The organism is Photorhabdus machadonis (assembly GCF_052657765.1).
Genome location: NZ_CP199761.1, coordinates 1,164,541 through 1,182,919 on the forward strand (window position 1 = coordinate 1,164,541; position 18,379 = coordinate 1,182,919).

The window sequence follows — 18,379 nt, forward strand, 5'->3', positions numbered from 1 at the left end:
CGGGTGAACCCATTCCCAGGGAGATAAGCCATATTATTTGCTGATCTGTTTATCGCTGTTTAGGCAAATTCGGCTCTGAGTTGTGGCAGGATTTTTGCACCGAAAGTCGTGAGACCTTCGACATAATCAGGAAAGATCAACATAACTCCATCCAGCTCGCATTCACGCAGCAAATCTGACAATTGTCTGCTACAAGTTTCTGGATTGCCGATAGCCGTGTGGGTCATAAAGGCATTTTGGGATCTTTCAACCATAGCATTGCTTTTTTCACCAACATCGACGCCGAAACTATGCATCATGCTTTTAACTGCGCCGATATCCAGGCCATCACGATAGAACTGAGCTAGAGTTTCAGCTTCTTCATCTGTTTCGGCGCAGATAATCGTACACATACAAAAGGTCTTGGTGGTTGTACCGTATTCTGCCGCAATACGTTTGGCCATTAGGCTTATTTGCTGTGTCTCTTCTTCATCCTTGCCACCAATGAAACATACATCAGTATTACGTACACTAAAGTGCAGCCCACGTTCTGATTGACCGGCACAGACTAAATAAGGACGTGGAACGGAAACAGGTTTCGGTTCAGAAACACACTTCTTCAAATTAAAGAACTTTCCTTGGTGATCAACCTGCTTCTCGCACCAAAGCCGTTTGATTAATTGGGTCCATTCTTCAGTCATTGCATAACGCTGATCGTGATCTAAATCACTATCCCATTCTCCCATTTGTTCAAATTCGTCTTTGAATGAACCGGAGACAATATTCAACCCGGCGCGTCCATTACTAATCTGATCCAATGTGGCGATCATCTTGGCCGTCACGGCAGGATTATGCAGCCCGGCGTGCATGGTCGCGATAAGTTTGGCATGATGAGTCACTTCGGCAATGCCAGCCATCATCGTGACGGATTCCAGCGAACAATCCCAATGTTCCGTTTCACCGCCAAAACCACGCCATTTACTCATCGACATAATGAAATCTAGACCGATTTGATCCGCCAGAATAGCCGCTTCACGGTTTTGCTGATAAGAAGCATCCAGTGGCGGTGTATTTTTAGAAATAATCCACCCACCTTTGGCTATGGGCAGAAATACACCGAATTCTTTTTTTGCCATCATTAATTCCTTGTTTTTGTGTTGTAAGGAATACCTTTTCAGGTCCATTTTGTTTTTAAATTCAGTTAAGCAATGTACTGTTATCAGAGTGTTTCTTCACTATTTGTGAAGGTGGTTGCATCGTGAATGTGACAATCAGAATGGTAAACACGGGTATGGCAATAATGAAGAATGCGGGTGTAAAACTACCTGAATAATCTTTAATCGCCCCCACCAGGAAAGGGGCGAAACACGCGACAGTAGAGATCAAGTTCACCACCGAGAATAATTCCAGGTAAGGTTTACGCCCAAAGTAATTGAACAGTAATAGGCTGGATGCCAGAAAGGTCATGCCATAACCAATGCCAATACATAAAGTATACAGGATTAAAAATGTCCATGAAGAGGCAGCACTTAGTGCGATAAGACCACAGATAATTATTGACAGACTGCCAATAAGAAGCTTTTTGGGATCGAGCCATTCACCAACAGCTCCTCCGGCAAATCTTGAAAATGCATTGATAAAAGCCAAAATACTGAGCGAAAAAGCCGCAACAGACTCACTGAATCCATTTTCGGTGATATGGGCTACAGCAAAACTGTTAACGGTTATTCCGCACAGTAAGAAAGAGGTATAAGCTGCCGCAATGGCATAGAATTGCCAGGTGCGCAGTGCTTGCCGGGCATTCCAGATTTCCTTGGTGCGATAGATGCTGGAAGGGGTTTGATCTTGTTGATTTTTACTGACTTGTGCAGCATGGGCATTTTCCTTTTTGCCTTCGCGCATCACTAAAACAGTCAACAGGCTGAACAGGGTTAGTAATACCCCGGAGATTGCCCAGTGCATGCGCCAGCTTCCCCAGAATACTGTTGCTAGGAAATAGATCCATGGGCCAAGTACACCACCTAATCCACCAATGGTGAAATAGATACCAAAGGCCAGCGACTGCTTTTCAAAAAGCCGGCTAATGACATAAGTTCCTGGAACGGTAGCCATAAGGCTAAAACCGATCCCCAGCAGCGTTGTGCCGGTGAAATAGGCGGTGATACTGTGGGTGTTGTAGAGGATGTAAAAACCGGTGATGAAGATTAACGTACCGATCAGCAAAGTAGCCCGGACACTCGTGTGGCGAATAAGCATCGCAGGAAGGTAACTGGACAGCCCACATGACAGGCCAAGTAAAGTGAATCCCAAACCTGCGTCAGTCCAACTCCAGTGTAATTCCTTGATCATGCTGGGTAACACAACGCCCAATGAGGTAAATGTCGTTGCGGTGACCAGAAAATAAACCAGACCCAAAAGTATCAGTAGGAGCCACTGATAAGTACGTCCGAACCTGTCATGTTGAATGGGCATCTTGACTCCATAATGGATAAAGGTCATCAAAAATTCCTGATATTTTATTTCGGTATCAGAAAAAACTATATCGAATAAAGATCCCGTAGCTAAATTGATCCGTTCGATAATAAGGGGTATCTTTTATTTTGTATTTATTTTTTATTGGGTTCAGGACGATGCCAGTCCATAAGTGACCTGGTTGATTGCCTAGGAATTTTCCTAAATCATAGTGCAACTCGGGTTTGAAATCGATAGTTTTGGGTTGTCCGTGTAAGCCTAATGTATAATCGAAAGTCCCGACAACCCGGAAATCACCTAAACGGTTATTGAAGGGAATTCCATAGTCAATATGAATTCGCTGATCGTTCCAGCTCCCTTTGGCGTTATTCTCAAAATAAAAAATTGTCCGTAACCAGCTAATCCAGTCTGCTTGCCAGTCAATGCTGATACCTGGGAAGTAGTCGTAATCTATCCCTTTGGTTTTAGCAACCCACTGAGCGAACAGAATATCTTTCAGCGGCCCAAAAGAAATGTCATTACCAGTCACTTTACTAAAGCTCACTCTTGGTACAATTTTATAATAGTAGGTGCTTTTATCACCTGTATAATCGCTTTGCAGTGAGTTTTGCCAAATACTATAGACATACATATCTCCAACACTGTAGTCACCGAAAGCCTCTAAAATGGGTGAGATCGTTTTTCTGGGATCGACCCGGTTTTCAAATTGCATATAAAGGCTGGTATCAACAGATTGAAAATTAACAAAATCACTTGCCTGAGCTTGATTGATTGCCGATAGTAATAACAATATTGAAGATAATTCTCTCTGTTTTAATCTGGTGCTGATCCAATACCAGGCCATTACCAGATAGCCGGCATAAGAAAATGGAGAAGAGAGCCCTAAAGTGAAAAAAAACTGTGGGCAGCTTTTAGGATTGTGGGCTTTCCCGGCAAATAACACGAGGGTTCCCCTTTTCATACGTTATCGGACTAATAATATTGATAGCATTGATCTAATGAGACGGTTTTGTCAAAGGAAGATTTGATTTTATTGATAAAATGGTGAACAGTGTAGAAAGATAAGATTATTCTAACTTTAGTTATTTTTTAGTATCGCTAATATATTGATTATTTAATTAGCGATGGTTTTTATTTAACGTTCTGTTCTATAACAGAAAGAATATTGTTAATTTATTGTTGCGTGGAAATGTTTATGCAATTGTGACTTAGATCACTGAATTTTATTATTTTATTTATATTAAGAAATAGTCATAGAAATGACAACAATGAATTAATATTTCTATGTCATAGTGGAGCGAAGGTTAAATAATTCTTCTACATGTGAAATTATTTAACTCATTGTTTTATATGTAATTATTGTTGGTATAAGATGTGGCGCTATTTTGGAATCTTATTTAGTTGTGAATTACAATTTAAATATTGTAAATTGCTATATAAAATATTTTATAAGATGTAGTCTGTTATTATTTTTTAAATATATAGATGTGGATTTTAGAATTATCATTATAATTAATTTAAATTATAAACCTTATTTGGTATTTAATTGTTTGTTTAACAGTAAAAGAGAATAAATTTAATTTTATTAAAAAAATTATGTTGAGTGATTAATTAAGTTTTTAATTTATGATATTTTTATATATTAAAATAATAAATGTATAAAAACGTGATAAAATAATTCGTGAAAATACCATTGAATAGTTCTTTACCGTAAATATATTTCAAGATAGTATAAAGATTATTATTCAATGGTTTTTTACTTAATATAATGGGGTGATTATGTATACTGGAATTGTGCAAGGAAAAGAAACAGTATTATCTCTTGATAAAAAAAATGGATTTAGCACATTGACTATAAGTAATATTAACCATTTCTTTGACGATGTTTCTGTGGGTGCAAGTGTTGCTATTAATGGCACATGCTTGACTGTGACACAATTTAAAAATGATATTGTTTATTTTGATATTTCAGATTTTACTTCTGACGTGACGACATTAAAGTTTTTAGATATGGGGGATAAAGTTAATATTGAAAGATCACATCAAATGCATAAAGAAAATGGCGGGCATAGCCTGTATGGGCATATTGAAGGCGTAGCAAAAGTCGTTGATTTTATCGAAACTGGAGAAACCTATCGATTAATTATTAATATTCCTGGAGATAATATCAAATATTTTTTCCATAAAGGTTTTATCGGTCTTCATGGTTGTAGTCTAACAATAAATGGCATAAATGAAGAAAATAAAACTATAGAATTGAATTTAATTCCAGAAACATTAAGAGCGACTAATCTTAGTGATATTAAAATTGGTGATTTACTGAATTATGAAGTAGATCAAACAACGAGAACTATTGTAGATACTGTATCCAGAGCTATTAATGCTAATAAATTAACACAATAATCAAAGGAATATAAAATAATTCGGAAAGAGTGGGAATGTGGAGCGATAAATTATTTTATTTCCGCTTCCACATTTAACTTAAGGCTATTGGATAATAAACAGCTAATGTAATTTTTTCTGCACCCACTCCAGACCGCTCTGATATTCAGGTGGCAGCATTGGGATTAGTTTTTGCAACGTATCTTTTAATTTGTTTTTATCTGAATGAGAAAGATTAAGGTGACCGACTTTACGCGCTGGACGAACGTCTTTCTCATACCAATGCAAGTGTACTAATGGCAAACTGAGCCATTGATTATTGACATTTGTGCCAATCAGATTAACCATGACTGACGGTGCAGTAACTTCTGGGTGAGGCATAGGTAAATCCAGAATAGCGCGAAGGTGTAATTCAAATTGGCTGATGGAAGCACCGTTCTGAGTCCAGTGACCACTATTGTGAACCCGTGGTGCCAGTTCATTAATCAGTAAATGATCATCGACGATAAAACACTCCATGGTCATTACGCCGACATATTTCAGCTCATGCATAATGGCTGACAACATGTTCTGGGCTTGCTGTTGTAACTGGCAGTTTTCCTGAGGAAAGGCAATGCTGGCCCGCAGAATGCCATCTTGATGCAGATTGTGAGTCAATGGATAGAACACACACTCACCACTTTCATTGCGTGCACCTACCAATGACACTTCACCAGAGAAAGGAATCGCCTGTTCGGCAATACATTCACCATAAATATCGGTCGGTAATTCTGTTTCATCTCCGGGGCGGATGCGCCATTGTCCACGGCCATCGTAACCGCCGATACGGCGTTTAACGATGACGAAATGACCGAGTTCTGCAAATAGTTGCGGCCATTGGCGGATATCAGACAGTAATTGCCACGGAGCAGTTGCAAGCCCAAGGCTATCTATTAATTGCTTTTGTGGCAGACGATCTGCCAGGCGGGGAAAAATATCCCGATTAGCAAAAGCCTTATGGCGGGCGAGTTCTTGGGTAAGGGCGGTTTCCGGCCAGCGCTCAATTTCGGCGGTGATAACACTATTTTGGTAAGGAACAGCTTCGGGTTCTGCATCCAGGCCAACCGGATAAACTGTGATACCTAAAGGCTCACCTGCCTGACGTAACATCCGGCCGAGCTGACCGTTACCTAATATACAAACTGGCTTCATGCTTCCTCCCGCGGATCGGGATTATCGAGTACATCCTGAGTTTGTGTTTCACGCCAACAGATAAGGCGTTTTAGCAAATCTTTATCATGACGGGCTAGAATCTGTGTTGCCAGTAAGGCTGCGTTTGCCGCACCTGCTTTCCCAATCGCAAGTGTGCCGACAGGAATACCTTTTGGCATCTGTACGATTGAATAGAGGCTGTCTACACCATTAAGTGCCGCACTTTGAACGGGTACGCCCAGAACCGGTACTAGCGTTTTAGCCGCCAGCATTCCGGGTAAATGGGCAGCACCACCTGCGCCAGCGATAATGACATCAAAACCATTTTGTTCAGCTTGTTCGGCAAAACTGAACAGCTTATCTGGTGTACGGTGGGCAGAAACAATTTCAACATGGAAGGAGACATCAAGGGAGGTGAGAATATCTGCCGCGTGCTGCATGGTCGCCCAGTCGCTTTTGGACCCCATAACGATGGCAATTTTGGCGTTGTGTTGAGTTGTTCCTACTGAATCAGGCCGGGCAGTCATAAATCAAATGCTCCTGTGTTTTAACGTCCACCAGAACGAAAATAGCGCTTTAAGGCCGCAGATCATATCATGCTCGCAAGCTAAGGAAAACGATTGCGTTGCTTTATACTTTGATTGTGCTGCTTGGGTTTGAGTGCTCCCCATCAATCAGAATGGGAAAAAGATAAGATCTGTTGATTCGCCTGTGACTTTGAACATTGATCCCTGATGGTGCCATGCACCAAGCACACCACGGTAGTATATTTTGTTATGCAGAGGAATTTCATGTACAGCCGGGCGGTGAGTATGCCCATGTATTATCCAGTCAGCTTGATATCGCTCAAAAACATCGATAACGGCTTGCTGGTTGACATCCATGATTGCTTCGGATTTTCTGCTGTTGACAGATTGGCTGTTTGCCCGCATTTTTTCGGCGATTTTCTGACGGATAAACAGAGGTAATAATAAAAACAGGCGCTGAATCCACGGAGTATGTACCCGTTTACGATATTGTTGATAACCTTCGTCATCAGTACACAAAGTATCTCCATGTAAGATAAGCACCCGCTTACCATACAGTTCCACTATTTTTTCCTGTGGTAACAATATCATTCCGCTTTCTTCAGCGAAGCGGGAGCCGATCAGAAAATCACGGTTACCATGAATAAAATAACAGGTAACACCTTGTTGCTTTAATGTTTTTAATGCGGCGGCAATTTCATGGTGGAGAGGATTGTTATCATCATCGCCAATCCAGTAATCGAACAGATCACCGAGAATATAGAGACTATCCGCCTGAATAGCATCTTTACGCAGAAAGCGTAGAAAACCGGCAGTAATTGCCGGTTCGTGTTCGCTGAGATGTAAATCTGCGATAAAAAGTGTGCACATATGTAGTCAATTACTCGCTGACGGTCACTTTTTCGATGATAACGTCTTCACGTGGTACATCTTGGTGCATACCGCTGCGGCCGGTGGATACGTTTTTGATTTTATCAACAACATCCATACCTTCGACCACTTCTGCAAATACGCAGTAACCCCAGCCATCAGGACCCTCAGAACGGAAGTTCAGGAAATCATTATCAACAACATTGATGAAGAACTGCGCAGTCGCGGAGTGTGGATCGTTGGTACGCGCCATAGCCAGAGTGCCACGGTTGTTTTTCAGACCGTTATTGGCTTCGTTTTTGATAGCCTCTTCAGTCGATTTTTGTTTCATACCAGGTTCAAACCCACCACCTTGAATCATGAAACCGTTAATAACACGGTGGAAAATAGTGTTATCGTAGAAGTTATTGCGGCAGTAGTTCAAGAAATTTTCAACAGTTACAGGAGCTTTGTCAGCGAAAGTATTAATTACGATATCGCCAAAATTGGTATGGAAAGTCACCATAATTGAAATCCTAATAATAGTTTTGATTAACCCGGTTTAGGGCATTTGGACCAGGCGGCTTTTATATCACATCTACTATAATGAGTCAGTACCTATTAATTTCAGCAAGCTATATTGATCGCTAACCTTGCAAAGCGCTTAATATCAGGTTTCAATATCTTATTGGACTATGCCATATCGAGTATTTATTTATGAGATAAAGACATAAATCCAGAATTATCAATTCGTTATTTTTAATCACACGTACAGTGAATTTACGGAAAATCCCGATGCTAAAAATTTTTAATACCCTCAGTCGCCAGAAAGAAGAATTTAAGCCAATCCATCCAGGGAAAGTAGGGATGTACGTGTGTGGTATCACGATTTATGACTTGTGCCATATTGGTCACGGCAGAACATTTGTTTCCTTTGATGTAGTTGCCCGTTACCTGCGCTATCTGGGATACGATTTGAACTATGTGCGCAATGTGACCGATATTGATGACAAGATCATCAAACGTGCAGCGGAAAATCATGAAAATTGCGATGATCTGACCGGCCGTATGCTGGCAGAAATGCATAAAGATTTTGATGCGCTGAATATTTTACGTCCTGACTTGGAGCCACGAGCGACCCGTCATATCCCAGAGATTATTGAACTGACAGAATCGTTGATAAAACGTGATCATGCTTATGTGGCAGATAATGGCGATGTCATATTTTCCGTCGAGAGTGATCCAGATTACGGATCACTTTCCCGTCAGGATCTCAGCCAGTTACAGGCAGGTTCACGAGTAGAAGTAACCGATGTCAAGCGTAACCCAATGGATTTCGTATTGTGGAAAATGTCTAAGCCAGGTGAACCAAGCTGGGAATCGCCGTGGGGAGCTGGTCGTCCTGGTTGGCATATTGAATGTTCAGCAATGAACAACAAACAGCTAGGTAATCATTTTGATATTCATGGTGGTGGTGCTGATCTGATGTTTCCGCATCATGAAAATGAAATTGCACAGTCTACTTGTGCTCATGATGGCCCGTATGTGAATTATTGGATGCATTCTGGAATGGTGATGGTGGATAAGGAGAAGATGTCTAAATCTCTGAACAACTTCTTTACTATCCGAGACGTACTGGAATATTACGATGCGGAAACGGTACGTTACTTCTTGTTGTCAGGCCATTATCGCAGTCAGCTTAATTACACTGAAGAAAACTTGAAACAGGCGCGTACTGCGCTTGAACGTCTATATACTGCTCTGCGTGGCACCGACGCTTCTGTATCGCCGGCAGGTGGTGAAGTGTTTGAGGCGCGTTTCAAGGAAGCGATGGATGATGATTTCAATACGCCAGAGGCTTATTCGGTACTGTTTGATATAGCACGTGAAATCAACCGCTTGAAATCAGAAGATATAGCAGCGGCGAAGGGTTTGGCGGCTGAGTTACGTAAACTGGCAGGGATTTTAGGCTTGTTGGAACAAGAGCCGGAACAATTTCTGCATAGTGGTGTTCAGGCTGATGATGAAGAAATTGCCAAAATTGAAGCACTGATTAAACAGCGTAATGATGCCCGTAAAAACAAAGATTGGGCGCTGGCAGATTCTGCCCGTAATCAGTTGAATGAGATGGGGATTGAGCTGGAAGACGGCCCGCAGGGAACGAGTTGGCGTCGTAAATAAGTTAGATATATTTTGAGTCACTGAGGTGGCTTTATAAAATAGGCTCCCTTTTGGGGGAGCCTATTTTAGTTATTCTTTGATGCAAACAGAGTCACCGTTGAAGGTAACAACCTGTCCGGCAGTAATTTTGCAACGTTTGCGCGTCTCTGTCTGACCATTGACTTCAATCAGACCTTCAGCAATAACGGCTTTGGCGGCAGCACCGCTTTCACTCCATCCTTGAAACTTTAGCAGATCACACAGTTCCACATAAGGATGGCTTTCTAAATAAAAAATTTCCATTAACAACCTTCAGTTTTTTCCACGTTGTGGTATTCCTCGCAGGCTTGCAAGGTGTTCTGGATAAGAGTGGCTACAGTCATTGGTCCAACACCACCTGGAACAGGCGAAATCCAGCTCGCTCGCTCTGATGCGGTTTCAAAATCAACATCACCAATGACCTTGCCGTCTTCCAGACGGTTAATGCCTACATCAATAACGATAGCGCCTGGTTTAATCCATTCGCCGGGGATAAAGTTTGGTTTACCGACAGCCACAATGAGCAGATCCGCATGTTCCACATGGTGGCGTAAATCTTTGGTAAAGCGATGAGTCACCGTGGTAGTACAGCCAGCCAGTAGCAGTTCCAGACTCATTGGGCGACCAACAATATTTGAAGCACCGATAATGACGGCATTCAGGCCATAAGTATTGATTTCGCAGCGTTCAAGCAACGTTGCGATACCGCGCGGAGTACAGGGGCGCAGTTTTGGAGCACGTTGACACAGACGGCCGATATTATAGGGATGGAAACCATCAACATCCTTATCAGGTTGGATACGCTCCAGGACTTTGACATTGTCGATACCGGCAGGTAAAGGGAGCTGTACCAGAATGCCATCAATTTCTGAATCGTTATTGAGCTGATCGATAAGATTCAGTAACTCTGCTTCACTGGTAGTATCTGGCAGATCATAAGAACGGGAGACAAATCCGACTTCTTCACAGGCACGGCGTTTGCTTGCGACATAAATCTGAGAAGCGGGGTTTTCCCCTACTAAAACAACGGCAAGACCGGGAGCACGTTTTCCCGCTGCGACACGTTGTTGAACACGTTCTGCGACTTCTCTTCTTATTGTCTGCGCAATCGTTTTCCCGTCAATAATTTTTGCTGGCATGTACTAATAAATCCATAAATCAAACATTGGGATATCGTCTATTTTGTCAGAACATGAGCGTGCTGTCAGTTTTATTGATAATCAGAAAATAGACAGATGAAGATTTATAAGCAGAAAAGCCATTGACTCAAGGGCTTGTCCCCGTATAATCTCACCCCGCATCAAAGCATTATAGATGCAGCACATCTCCCAAGATGCGCCCTTAGCTCAGCTGGATAGAGCAACGGCCTTCTAAGCCGTAGGTCACAGGTTCGAATCCTGTAGGGCGCGCCATTATAAATCAATAAGTTAACCATGATTTGTAAATTTCACTTCCTCTGATTGGGCCGAATTTGGGACGCAAGCGTCAAAAACCGCATCAATTTGTTTAGCATGTTCAGTTAAATGATTAGGTGCTAAATGCGCATAACGCCTCACCATTTCAATTGATTCCCATCCTCCCATCTCTTGCAATATAGATAATGGAACTCCGGATTGAACTAACCAACTTGCCCAAGTATGTCTTAAATCATGAAAGCGGAAATTTTCTATCCCTGCCCGCTTTAACGCAGAATTCCACGCAGTGTTATTATCTACACGCATTTTTCTGACTTTAGATGTTTCCGTTCCATCCGGTCTTTTTGCAGCTTTCGTGTGGACAAAAACCCATCGATTATGATTTCCTATCTGATCACGTAATACCTTGCAAGAGGTTTCATTCAGGGCCACCCCTATGGCTCTGGCTGACTTGCTTTGATCTGGGTGTATCCACGCGACCTTTCTTTGCATATCAATTTGAGACCATTCAAGATTAATGATATTTGACCGCCTTAAGCCTGTTGCCAGAGCGAACTTGACGACTGACTTTAGCGGTTCGGGGCATTCATCAACTAGTTTTTGAGCTTCATGAGGTTCCAGCCATCTAACGCGCTTATCTCTGACAGTTGGAACCTTAATCACTGGCGCTTTCTCTAACCACTTCCAATCTCGCTCAGCCGACCTTAGCAAGGATTTCATCAATGATAAATGCTTTGCTTTAGTTGCTGTTGAGACCGAAACTTCTTTATATGCAGGGATTTCCTTTCCTTTTTTCTGCGCAGCTTTTACACGGCTTTCCCAGCGTTCCTTAGCCTTGCGATTTTTCATCTTGCTAATCGCTGCATAAATACTAGCTTCTGTTATATCCTTTAACCTAAAACCCTCAAAATGTGCCAGCCAAAACTCTAAGCGTCCTTTATCATCATCCAGTGATTTTTTGTCCGCCTTCTCTTCAATCCAGCGTAAACAAGCTTCTTCAAAAGTGACATCAGGGAAGTCACCCAAGCGATCTATACGCCAAAACTCGGCCTTTCGCTTGTCGTGCAACTCCTGAGCTTGCTTTTTGTCCGTTGTCCCAAGAGACTCTTTAATTCTTTTGCCGCTCGGCGTCGTGTAGTTCCCATACCATGTATTTCCTCTACGGAAGATTGACATTGCTTATCTCCTTTTTCTGTCACATCCACCGTGCTCACTGGCACAGTTTTGATCGAATTGTTGATTGCCGCAATACATGCGACACGTGTAAATAAATACGGTGAGTTTGGTTTGGTGGGATTTTTCTTTGTATAGGCTATCTTACCTATCTTGCACCATAATGATAATGTGTCTACATCAATCCCTATAAAGGCTGCTGCTTTCTTCCTAGATAGGGTTACGCTTTCTATCCCATCGTTGCTAGTGATGAGTTCCATTATTTTATCTCCTTTAATTTCTCTGCAAAATCACGAGCGATCAATTCAATTCTGTCACTGAGTTGTTGCAACGTTTTTATATCGGCACGATTGACATCTAGCATTATTATTCTGTTTGTTAATTCGTATACCGTTGTATACTGAGCAAAGTTGACTAGTCTTTCTTTCCCTTTATGTGGTCCATGTATCAATATTCGTTTTGTATTTAAATAAAATCGGTTATCGCGATATGTAATAACATATTTCCCTAAATCAATTCTCATATCTCCTTCCTTATATCCCGAACATAATAAGAAATCCAGATTTTCGGACTGGCTTTTCTCATCTTATGCTCATTCAGAATTAATTTGAATTTCGGTGTATATTTATCGAGTATTTCCGTGACTGCTTTATCGTCGTATTTGTTAAGAGCTGTCAGCTAGCTTAAGCATTCCCTTGCTATTTTGCGACGTCCGTTTTCGTATATCTGCTCTGACATCAGACTTGAACTAATGTTTCTCTCCAGTCGATACTTTCTAAATCGACGCACGCGACTGGCATACAAAAAGAATCAAATTTAGATGCAAGCCATGCCACATCGTTTAATCTCGGCGCTCCGCGATATGCGTATATAAACCCATCTTCATCAGTTGCAAGACATTCAACAATTCTTAGAACTGTTAATTGGATTCCGAAGTAGTCAACAGTCTTTGTCTCGATCGGGAATGATTTAATAAGCTTCATGTGATTTTATTTCCTTTAATATGTTTGAGCCAGTTGATATTAGTTCATCTCTATCAATTGTAGTGAATATACAACGAGAATTGATAAATGGTCGCCATATTAATAATAAACTTCCTTTGTTATTTCCGTTCACTGGTTTTCCAGTGTTAGCATTAATAAATGAAATGCGACCGCCTGTTATTAATCTCACTTCATCAATGCTTTCCATAGCTAATTTAAACCAGCCGACTGATGTGTCGGCGGGAACTAACATAACAACAGTCTGTAATTGCTTCCTGCATTGTTCTGCTGCCTTTTCTATCCACGGGCCAATATTAGAATACGGAGGGTTACACCAGATTGCTCCGTAACTTATCCAATCACATTCAAGTGCATTATCTCGTTCCGTGAGATAATGAGCACATAGTGTATTTTGAATATCAGCAGCAGCATCTAAATAAAATCCGAATTCTAGGTCTAATGCTGTAAATATCTCAATCGGGGTTTGCCATTTATCGCGCAACTCTTTCGGTGTATTGCTTCCTCCAAAGTCAGTCATTTAATCCCCTCATTATCCTCTTTTTTAATTGCATAAAAGATTGGTTCATATTCAAGGCTAACATTAAATACACTCAAGATTTTCCCGTTAATATAAATTTCTAAATCGACCGGCCATTCCGATCCCCATCCGTCATGATTATCATAGTAATCTTTTGCGGCATCTTCTGTTAAGCGTGCTGGATAATCTTCATTCCACTCTGATTCAAACTCATAAGCATCGTCGGGATATTTATCGCCACTCAGTACATATTCGTATTTATCCATTATTTACCTCGTCACTTATAATTACTGCAATATTTCCCTGCGACCACGACAGCGGCCCACAATTTCTAATTGCTATATTTAATATGTCAAATGCGCGTTGTAGTTCAGCCGGTAATTCTCCGTCGTCCGGTAAGTCATTACGAAAATAATACTCTCCGTCAATTTCATCTGGAAAATTCGGCTCACAAATAACAAGCTTTAATTCTTGCGGACTTACATTGTTTTCATCGCAATATTCTAATAAATCACATTCATTCCAGAGATATTGATCGGTATTAAAAATTACGATAGGTGTTTCCCAGTTCCATTTTTTGCGTTCCATTGCGTTAAATTCCTCGTTATTTTTTTCCTCACGACAGATGCTACAATAATCGTTTCTGCGAAATATTGGGTGTTCAGGATTATTTTTGCATTTGCGATGAGTAGAACCCGAATAACGTGCAGTGTGCTCATCATCGCCCCAAAAGCTACCATTCTTTGCAACCCATCCGGTGACTGTTTTAATACTCGCAGCTTCTTCTGAGTCGTACATAATTATTTTTTCATTACTTGCTACTCTTGCTAATTCGTGACATGCAGATATTAAAACTTCTGTGTTTTTAGTCATGATAATTACCTCTCTTAATAATCATATTTTCGCAAATTTCTTTAGCTCGATGACAGGTGTCAATATCGAACCAACCGAAGTGACATTCACTTGTCTTAATTCCAAGTCGATTTGCTAGCCATTTATACGCGTCAGTGCGTGTTAGTTTTCCCGATTGCCATATTTCTTCAAAATATCGTTTACTGCTTAATCTTGCATTCCGAGTCGCTTTATCAGCCAAAGTTCCAAGTGGGATATCTGTGAACGGGTGCATGCCGACATATGCGCTACATCCGGTGCAAATATATAGCCACGGCCATTTGTTATAATCTCTCCCGAATACCTCCTTGTGATTAGCTATTGTTACTTGCTCATTGCAATATCTGCATTTCGTCGGAATTGGGAGCGGGTCTTTAACCCGCTGAATAGCTCTTGCGTCAGGGTTCCGGGGTGTTTTCTCCATAATAATCCTCCCGCCTCATAGCGGCTGGTTATTGATTAATGGGTGGGTTATATAGTGCTATTTACATCTTTCAGGATTTCCAAGAATAAATACGCTATGAGTGAAATCGTTGGGATTGACTTTATTTCTACTCTCTCGCTTGCGCTTTTTGACTTTCTTTTCTCTGTTGCTCTGACATTCAGTACAGCTACCATTAGACACGTATCTTAGCGTGTGCCCCCGCGGGCACGGATCGCCATTAAATTTTTCACCGTACACTAAATTATCCTTATTTAACTCATCTTCAAGAGACTTAAGATAATTGTTTTTATCCTCAGCAGCATTACATGCTGTAAAAGGATTTCTGGTTATTTTCCCTCCTGGAATTAACCACCCTTTATGAAAATTAGAATATGGACAATAAACCCTCCCAACTTGGATATCATCATGATTGTGTTTCATTTCCATTGATCGCCAAATTTGAAACCGATTTCATATAATGATTCGTCCATTTTTTCTATGAAATCGGGAACAAGGTCGTCGAATTGCTGCATGAAATCCTTATCACGCTCAACGACGACATAATGAATTCCTTCTCTTGTCATGCGTGGATCATAATTAGCGAAGTACCATTCATTTTTGCCAGTAACCCACATGCTGAATTGAATTTGTGACATATATTCAGATTTAATAGCATCAAAACCACCCAGTCTAAATTTCATAAATACGGCAGTAGTGAAGGGGCATTTAAGTTCAAGCCCCTGCCCATCACTGCAAATTCCATCCGGGGAGCATGCAGTTCTGAGTGATTCATCTTTGAATAAAATAGATGTTTCGATCACATTTACATCAGCTACAAATTCAAAAGTTGCTCTTGCTGATTCTTCGTAATTTTTTCCCCACGCCAATGCTTTTGCATTTACTTCCGGCGCACCGCCTGTACATATTTCACCGAGTAACGTATAGAAATATGTCAGCTTTGTGTCAGTCCATTTTGTGCCACTGCGCGGTTTTGATATCACTTTTCCGGCTTCCGATGCCGTTATTACTCCCAATCTTAACCTCTGCCAGTCATAACTTCCCTGTTCGGCTGTGAGTAAATTAATCCCAGTTTTGCTCATCACTAACTCATGACTGACCATTTTTAGCCGCCTTTTTTTTCAAAAAATCTAGTGCCTTTATTGCTTCTGATTCTGATATATCAGCAACGGCAATACATTCACGATTAAATATTTTTGAGCACAAGGGCAATAAATCGTCTCTCCATGTTTTACCCATCGACTCTAAGTACATATCAATATTTTCCTTTGTTGCTTGAGTCAGTTCGTCGGATTTCTGCCCTGGCAAACGACCGTCGATATCTTCGTCTGCTGTTGCTATTCCCAATGCTCCAGTCAGCGTATATCGTCGCAAATAAGTGATAGCTGATGCTGATTGCTGAATATTGTTTTTGCCGCCTGACGCATCAGGAGTTGATGACATTTCACACGACTCTTGATGCCCAGAGCGTTGGCTAACAATACATTTAACTGTTATCACTCCATTTTCCATTTTTTGTTCAAAGCGATACGAAAGTCCATGTTGTTGTAAATAGGGCTTTATCTGCTCTGAAATATCATCGAGTGATGCATATTTATATTTGGCTTTTCCGTTGCCAAAGTCAGCGCTTTTTAGTTTCTTAATTGTGGGGACCGCGCTCTGGAATGATGCCATCGCATCTAAAAATTCTTTTCTTGATTGCCCAGCTTCCCATTTTGTTTGTAGTTCCAAAAGTTTTTCTAGTTTATCAATATCAGCATTTGAAGATACCGCCATTTCAATTAATTTCATCGGGGCATTAGATACGTTCGCCACTTCGTTATATTCGCTGCGTACTAACTCTTGTGTCATCATTAAGTCTCCTTGTTAATTAAAGCCATCCGCTGGCATTATCTAATTCCCATTCCGCGGGGTCTTGTTCTTGACTCAATTCGAGATAACGCTCAATCATTGAAATCCTTTTCAATATTTCCGTTTGAGTGTCATATAAATATTCGTCAATAAAATCAGAGTCAGCTAATCCACTCAAATCATCATTGCTTAATATCATTCCACAAATCCGTGCGTCTATGATAACCCTTTTAAGCGAAGTTAAAGTTAATTCATTTCTTTTGCATTCGATTTTATATTCAATAATCTCCTTTTCTAAAGGATTGTTGAATAATATCTTTTCATAAGCTGATAATCTTTCATCAGCTATTTGACCACGAGTTTTCATATTATTTATCTCAAAAAAATTAAAATTAACGTCGCGAAGAGAATTAAACACGATGGATATAACATAGCGAAGAGCCACTCTTTAATCATCTTCATATGCCAATCTCAAGTATTGCATGGCTATAAACCACTCTATTTGACATTCTATTCTGAATGCCACCTTTGCTTTAGACTGAGCTAAATTGAAAAATTGTTTGTTTATTTTCATAATTAATAGATGATTTTTAAGTGAGATGTTTTGCCTGCTGCAATGGCTTTAATGCAGTTCATTGCGCATTCTTTCGTGATTCCGGCTTTAATTAACTCTTGCAGAGATTCATTGTTAATACGTTTACGATGATCAATGTCAGCCCGCCGCCGCATCTCTTCATCTTTCTGACGCTGAATTTTAGCCAGACGAGCTTGCTCAGCTGCTGCTGCTTTGCGTCGCTCTGCTTCAATTGCGGCTTGTTTCTCACGTTCAGCGTGTTCTAATGCTTCCAGTTTTTCACGCTCGGCACGTGCTGTAGCTGCTTTTGCTTCTTCCTCGCGTCGTGATGCTGCTTCGATTTCAGAGCGTGCTTTTTGCTCTGCATCAAGCCTGGCCTTTTCTGCTGCCTGCTGCTTAATTTCTTCTTCACGAGCAATGCGTAGACGTTCTTCAGCGGCTTTCTTTTCTGCCAAATCTCTATCAAATTTTTCATTCATTAACAGAGCAATTTCATGATCAGTTTCGATTTGCTTTGCCAGTTCCTGTGCTGCTATTCGTGCTTTTTCTTCACGAACAATGCGCTCTTGTTCGGCTTCCCAGTCAGTAAGCGGCTTACGAACTTCATCGCGTAGCTCATTGCATGCATCAACAAAGCGCTTAATTTCTTGTTCAGCGGGCTTTACTGCATTTTTGAGTCGCTTAAGGTATTCACGTCCCGGTTTTTCTATTGCTGTTTTGCTACGTGAAACCTGTGCAGCTAATGACGCAATTCTGTCACGGCCTTTTTTTGTTGTTAAATCAGGAACCTCATTTGCTGATTCTCGGATTTTATTTAAAAACTTATCAAGCCCATTTTCAACATAAAGAGTTGGAGCCTGTTCTGGTTTTATATCAATAACAACCAATTCATTTTTATCTGACATATTTTATT

Annotated in this window: 22 protein-coding genes and 1 tRNA gene; 3 read left to right on the forward strand and 20 right to left on the reverse strand. The window is 40.8% G+C overall.

Going from position 1 to position 18,379, the window contains the following annotated elements; all coding sequences use genetic code 11:
- Positions 1-59 precede the first annotated feature (59 nt).
- Genes ACUN2T_RS05565 through ACUN2T_RS05575 form a run of 3 tightly spaced genes read right to left on the reverse strand, consistent with a single transcriptional unit; the run spans position 60 to position 3,394 of the window.
- Entirely contained in the window at positions 60-1,118 is a 1,059-nt protein-coding gene (locus ACUN2T_RS05565; protein WP_445496631.1) for an LLM class flavin-dependent oxidoreductase, read from the reverse strand.
- Positions 1,119-1,176: 58 nt separating this feature from the next.
- Positions 1,177-2,451 carry an MFS transporter gene (locus tag ACUN2T_RS05570; protein WP_445496632.1) on the reverse strand — a complete coding sequence of 425 codons (1,275 nt, stop codon included), beginning with the start codon at positions 2,449-2,451 and terminating at the stop codon, positions 1,177-1,179.
- Between the two features lie 55 nt (positions 2,452-2,506).
- Positions 2,507-3,394 carry an outer membrane protein OmpK gene (locus tag ACUN2T_RS05575; protein WP_445496633.1) on the reverse strand — a complete coding sequence of 296 codons (888 nt, stop codon included), beginning with the start codon at positions 3,392-3,394 and terminating at the stop codon, positions 2,507-2,509.
- An 836-nt stretch (positions 3,395-4,230) separates the two neighbouring features.
- Between ACUN2T_RS05575 and ACUN2T_RS05580 the strand changes: the two genes are divergently transcribed.
- Entirely contained in the window at positions 4,231-4,854 is a 624-nt protein-coding gene (locus ACUN2T_RS05580; RefSeq protein WP_445496634.1) for a riboflavin synthase subunit alpha, read from the forward strand.
- A gap of 102 nt (positions 4,855-4,956) precedes the next feature.
- Here the strand turns inward: ACUN2T_RS05580 and purK are convergent, their stop codons facing one another.
- From purK to ppiB, 4 genes are all read right to left on the reverse strand, one after another.
- Positions 4,957-6,024 (reverse strand): 5-(carboxyamino)imidazole ribonucleotide synthase, encoded by a 1,068-nt coding sequence (purK, locus tag ACUN2T_RS05585; RefSeq protein WP_445496635.1) that lies wholly within the window; start codon positions 6,022-6,024, stop codon positions 4,957-4,959.
- Entirely contained in the window at positions 6,021-6,551 is a 531-nt protein-coding gene (gene purE, locus ACUN2T_RS05590) for a 5-(carboxyamino)imidazole ribonucleotide mutase (RefSeq protein ID WP_445496636.1), read from the reverse strand. Before purE ends, purK begins: the two co-directional genes overlap by 4 nt.
- A gap of 147 nt (positions 6,552-6,698) precedes the next feature.
- Entirely contained in the window at positions 6,699-7,421 is a 723-nt protein-coding gene (gene lpxH / locus ACUN2T_RS05595) for a UDP-2,3-diacylglucosamine diphosphatase (protein ID WP_445496637.1), read from the reverse strand.
- A 10-nt stretch (positions 7,422-7,431) separates the two neighbouring features.
- The gene (gene ppiB, locus ACUN2T_RS05600) at positions 7,432-7,926 is read right to left on the reverse strand and encodes a peptidylprolyl isomerase B (protein WP_445496638.1); all 495 of its coding nucleotides are present in this window, start codon (positions 7,924-7,926) and stop codon (positions 7,432-7,434) included.
- 269 nt (positions 7,927-8,195) lie between these two features.
- On the opposite strand from ppiB, the gene cysS reads away from it, so the two are divergent.
- Positions 8,196-9,581, forward strand: coding sequence for a cysteine--tRNA ligase (gene cysS, locus ACUN2T_RS05605; protein ID WP_445496639.1), 1,386 nt, complete (start codon positions 8,196-8,198; stop codon positions 9,579-9,581).
- 69 nt (positions 9,582-9,650) lie between these two features.
- Here the strand turns inward: cysS and ybcJ are convergent, their stop codons facing one another.
- Both ybcJ and folD read right to left on the reverse strand, forming a co-directional pair.
- Positions 9,651-9,863: a ribosome-associated protein YbcJ gene (ybcJ, locus tag ACUN2T_RS05610; RefSeq protein ID WP_445496641.1), complete on the reverse strand. Its 213-nt coding sequence runs from the start codon at positions 9,861-9,863 to the stop codon at positions 9,651-9,653.
- On the reverse strand, positions 9,863-10,738 hold the full coding sequence (gene folD, locus ACUN2T_RS05615; RefSeq protein WP_445496642.1) for a bifunctional methylenetetrahydrofolate dehydrogenase/methenyltetrahydrofolate cyclohydrolase FolD: 876 nt from the start codon (positions 10,736-10,738) through the stop codon (positions 9,863-9,865). The genes ybcJ and folD overlap by 1 nt, the downstream gene beginning before the upstream one ends.
- A gap of 196 nt (positions 10,739-10,934) precedes the next feature.
- Here folD and ACUN2T_RS05620 point away from each other — a divergent pair.
- A tRNA-Arg gene (locus tag ACUN2T_RS05620) sits at positions 10,935-11,011 on the forward strand.
- 15 nt (positions 11,012-11,026) lie between these two features.
- On the opposite strand, the gene ACUN2T_RS05625 is transcribed toward ACUN2T_RS05620, so the two are convergent.
- From ACUN2T_RS05625 to ACUN2T_RS05675, 11 genes are all read right to left on the reverse strand, one after another.
- Entirely contained in the window at positions 11,027-12,190 is a 1,164-nt protein-coding gene (locus tag ACUN2T_RS05625; protein WP_445496643.1) for a tyrosine-type recombinase/integrase, read from the reverse strand.
- Positions 12,191-12,446: 256 nt separating this feature from the next.
- Positions 12,447-12,710 (reverse strand): hypothetical protein, encoded by a 264-nt coding sequence (locus tag ACUN2T_RS05630; RefSeq protein WP_445496644.1) that lies wholly within the window; start codon positions 12,708-12,710, stop codon positions 12,447-12,449.
- A gap of 446 nt (positions 12,711-13,156) precedes the next feature.
- Positions 13,157-13,708, reverse strand: a complete 552-nt coding sequence (locus ACUN2T_RS05635) for a phage N-6-adenine-methyltransferase (protein ID WP_445496645.1) — start codon at positions 13,706-13,708, stop codon at positions 13,157-13,159.
- Complete coding sequence (locus ACUN2T_RS05640) at positions 13,705-13,974, reverse strand: hypothetical protein (protein ID WP_445496646.1); 270 nt, start codon at positions 13,972-13,974, stop codon at positions 13,705-13,707. The genes ACUN2T_RS05635 and ACUN2T_RS05640 overlap by 4 nt, the downstream gene beginning before the upstream one ends.
- Complete coding sequence (locus tag ACUN2T_RS05645; protein ID WP_445496648.1) at positions 13,967-14,581, reverse strand: hypothetical protein; 615 nt, start codon at positions 14,579-14,581, stop codon at positions 13,967-13,969. Before ACUN2T_RS05645 ends, ACUN2T_RS05640 begins: the two co-directional genes overlap by 8 nt.
- Positions 14,574-15,023 carry a zinc-finger-containing protein gene (locus ACUN2T_RS05650; RefSeq protein WP_445496649.1) on the reverse strand — a complete coding sequence of 150 codons (450 nt, stop codon included), beginning with the start codon at positions 15,021-15,023 and terminating at the stop codon, positions 14,574-14,576. The genes ACUN2T_RS05645 and ACUN2T_RS05650 overlap by 8 nt, the downstream gene beginning before the upstream one ends.
- Before the next feature lie 57 nt (positions 15,024-15,080).
- Positions 15,081-15,470 carry a DUF1317 family protein gene (locus tag ACUN2T_RS05655; RefSeq protein ID WP_445496650.1) on the reverse strand — a complete coding sequence of 130 codons (390 nt, stop codon included), beginning with the start codon at positions 15,468-15,470 and terminating at the stop codon, positions 15,081-15,083.
- The gene (locus tag ACUN2T_RS05660) at positions 15,461-16,144 is read right to left on the reverse strand and encodes a YqaJ viral recombinase family protein (RefSeq protein WP_445494631.1); all 684 of its coding nucleotides are present in this window, start codon (positions 16,142-16,144) and stop codon (positions 15,461-15,463) included. Before ACUN2T_RS05660 ends, ACUN2T_RS05655 begins: the two co-directional genes overlap by 10 nt.
- A complete protein-coding gene (locus ACUN2T_RS05665) occupies positions 16,131-16,895 on the reverse strand; it encodes an ERF family protein (RefSeq protein WP_445494630.1) in 765 nt (254 codons plus the stop codon). Before ACUN2T_RS05665 ends, ACUN2T_RS05660 begins: the two co-directional genes overlap by 14 nt.
- Before the next feature lie 16 nt (positions 16,896-16,911).
- A complete protein-coding gene (locus ACUN2T_RS05670) occupies positions 16,912-17,259 on the reverse strand; it encodes a hypothetical protein (protein ID WP_445494629.1) in 348 nt (115 codons plus the stop codon).
- A 209-nt stretch (positions 17,260-17,468) separates the two neighbouring features.
- Positions 17,469-18,371 carry a hypothetical protein gene (locus tag ACUN2T_RS05675; RefSeq protein ID WP_445494628.1) on the reverse strand — a complete coding sequence of 301 codons (903 nt, stop codon included), beginning with the start codon at positions 18,369-18,371 and terminating at the stop codon, positions 17,469-17,471.
- Positions 18,372-18,379: the final 8 nt, after the last annotated feature.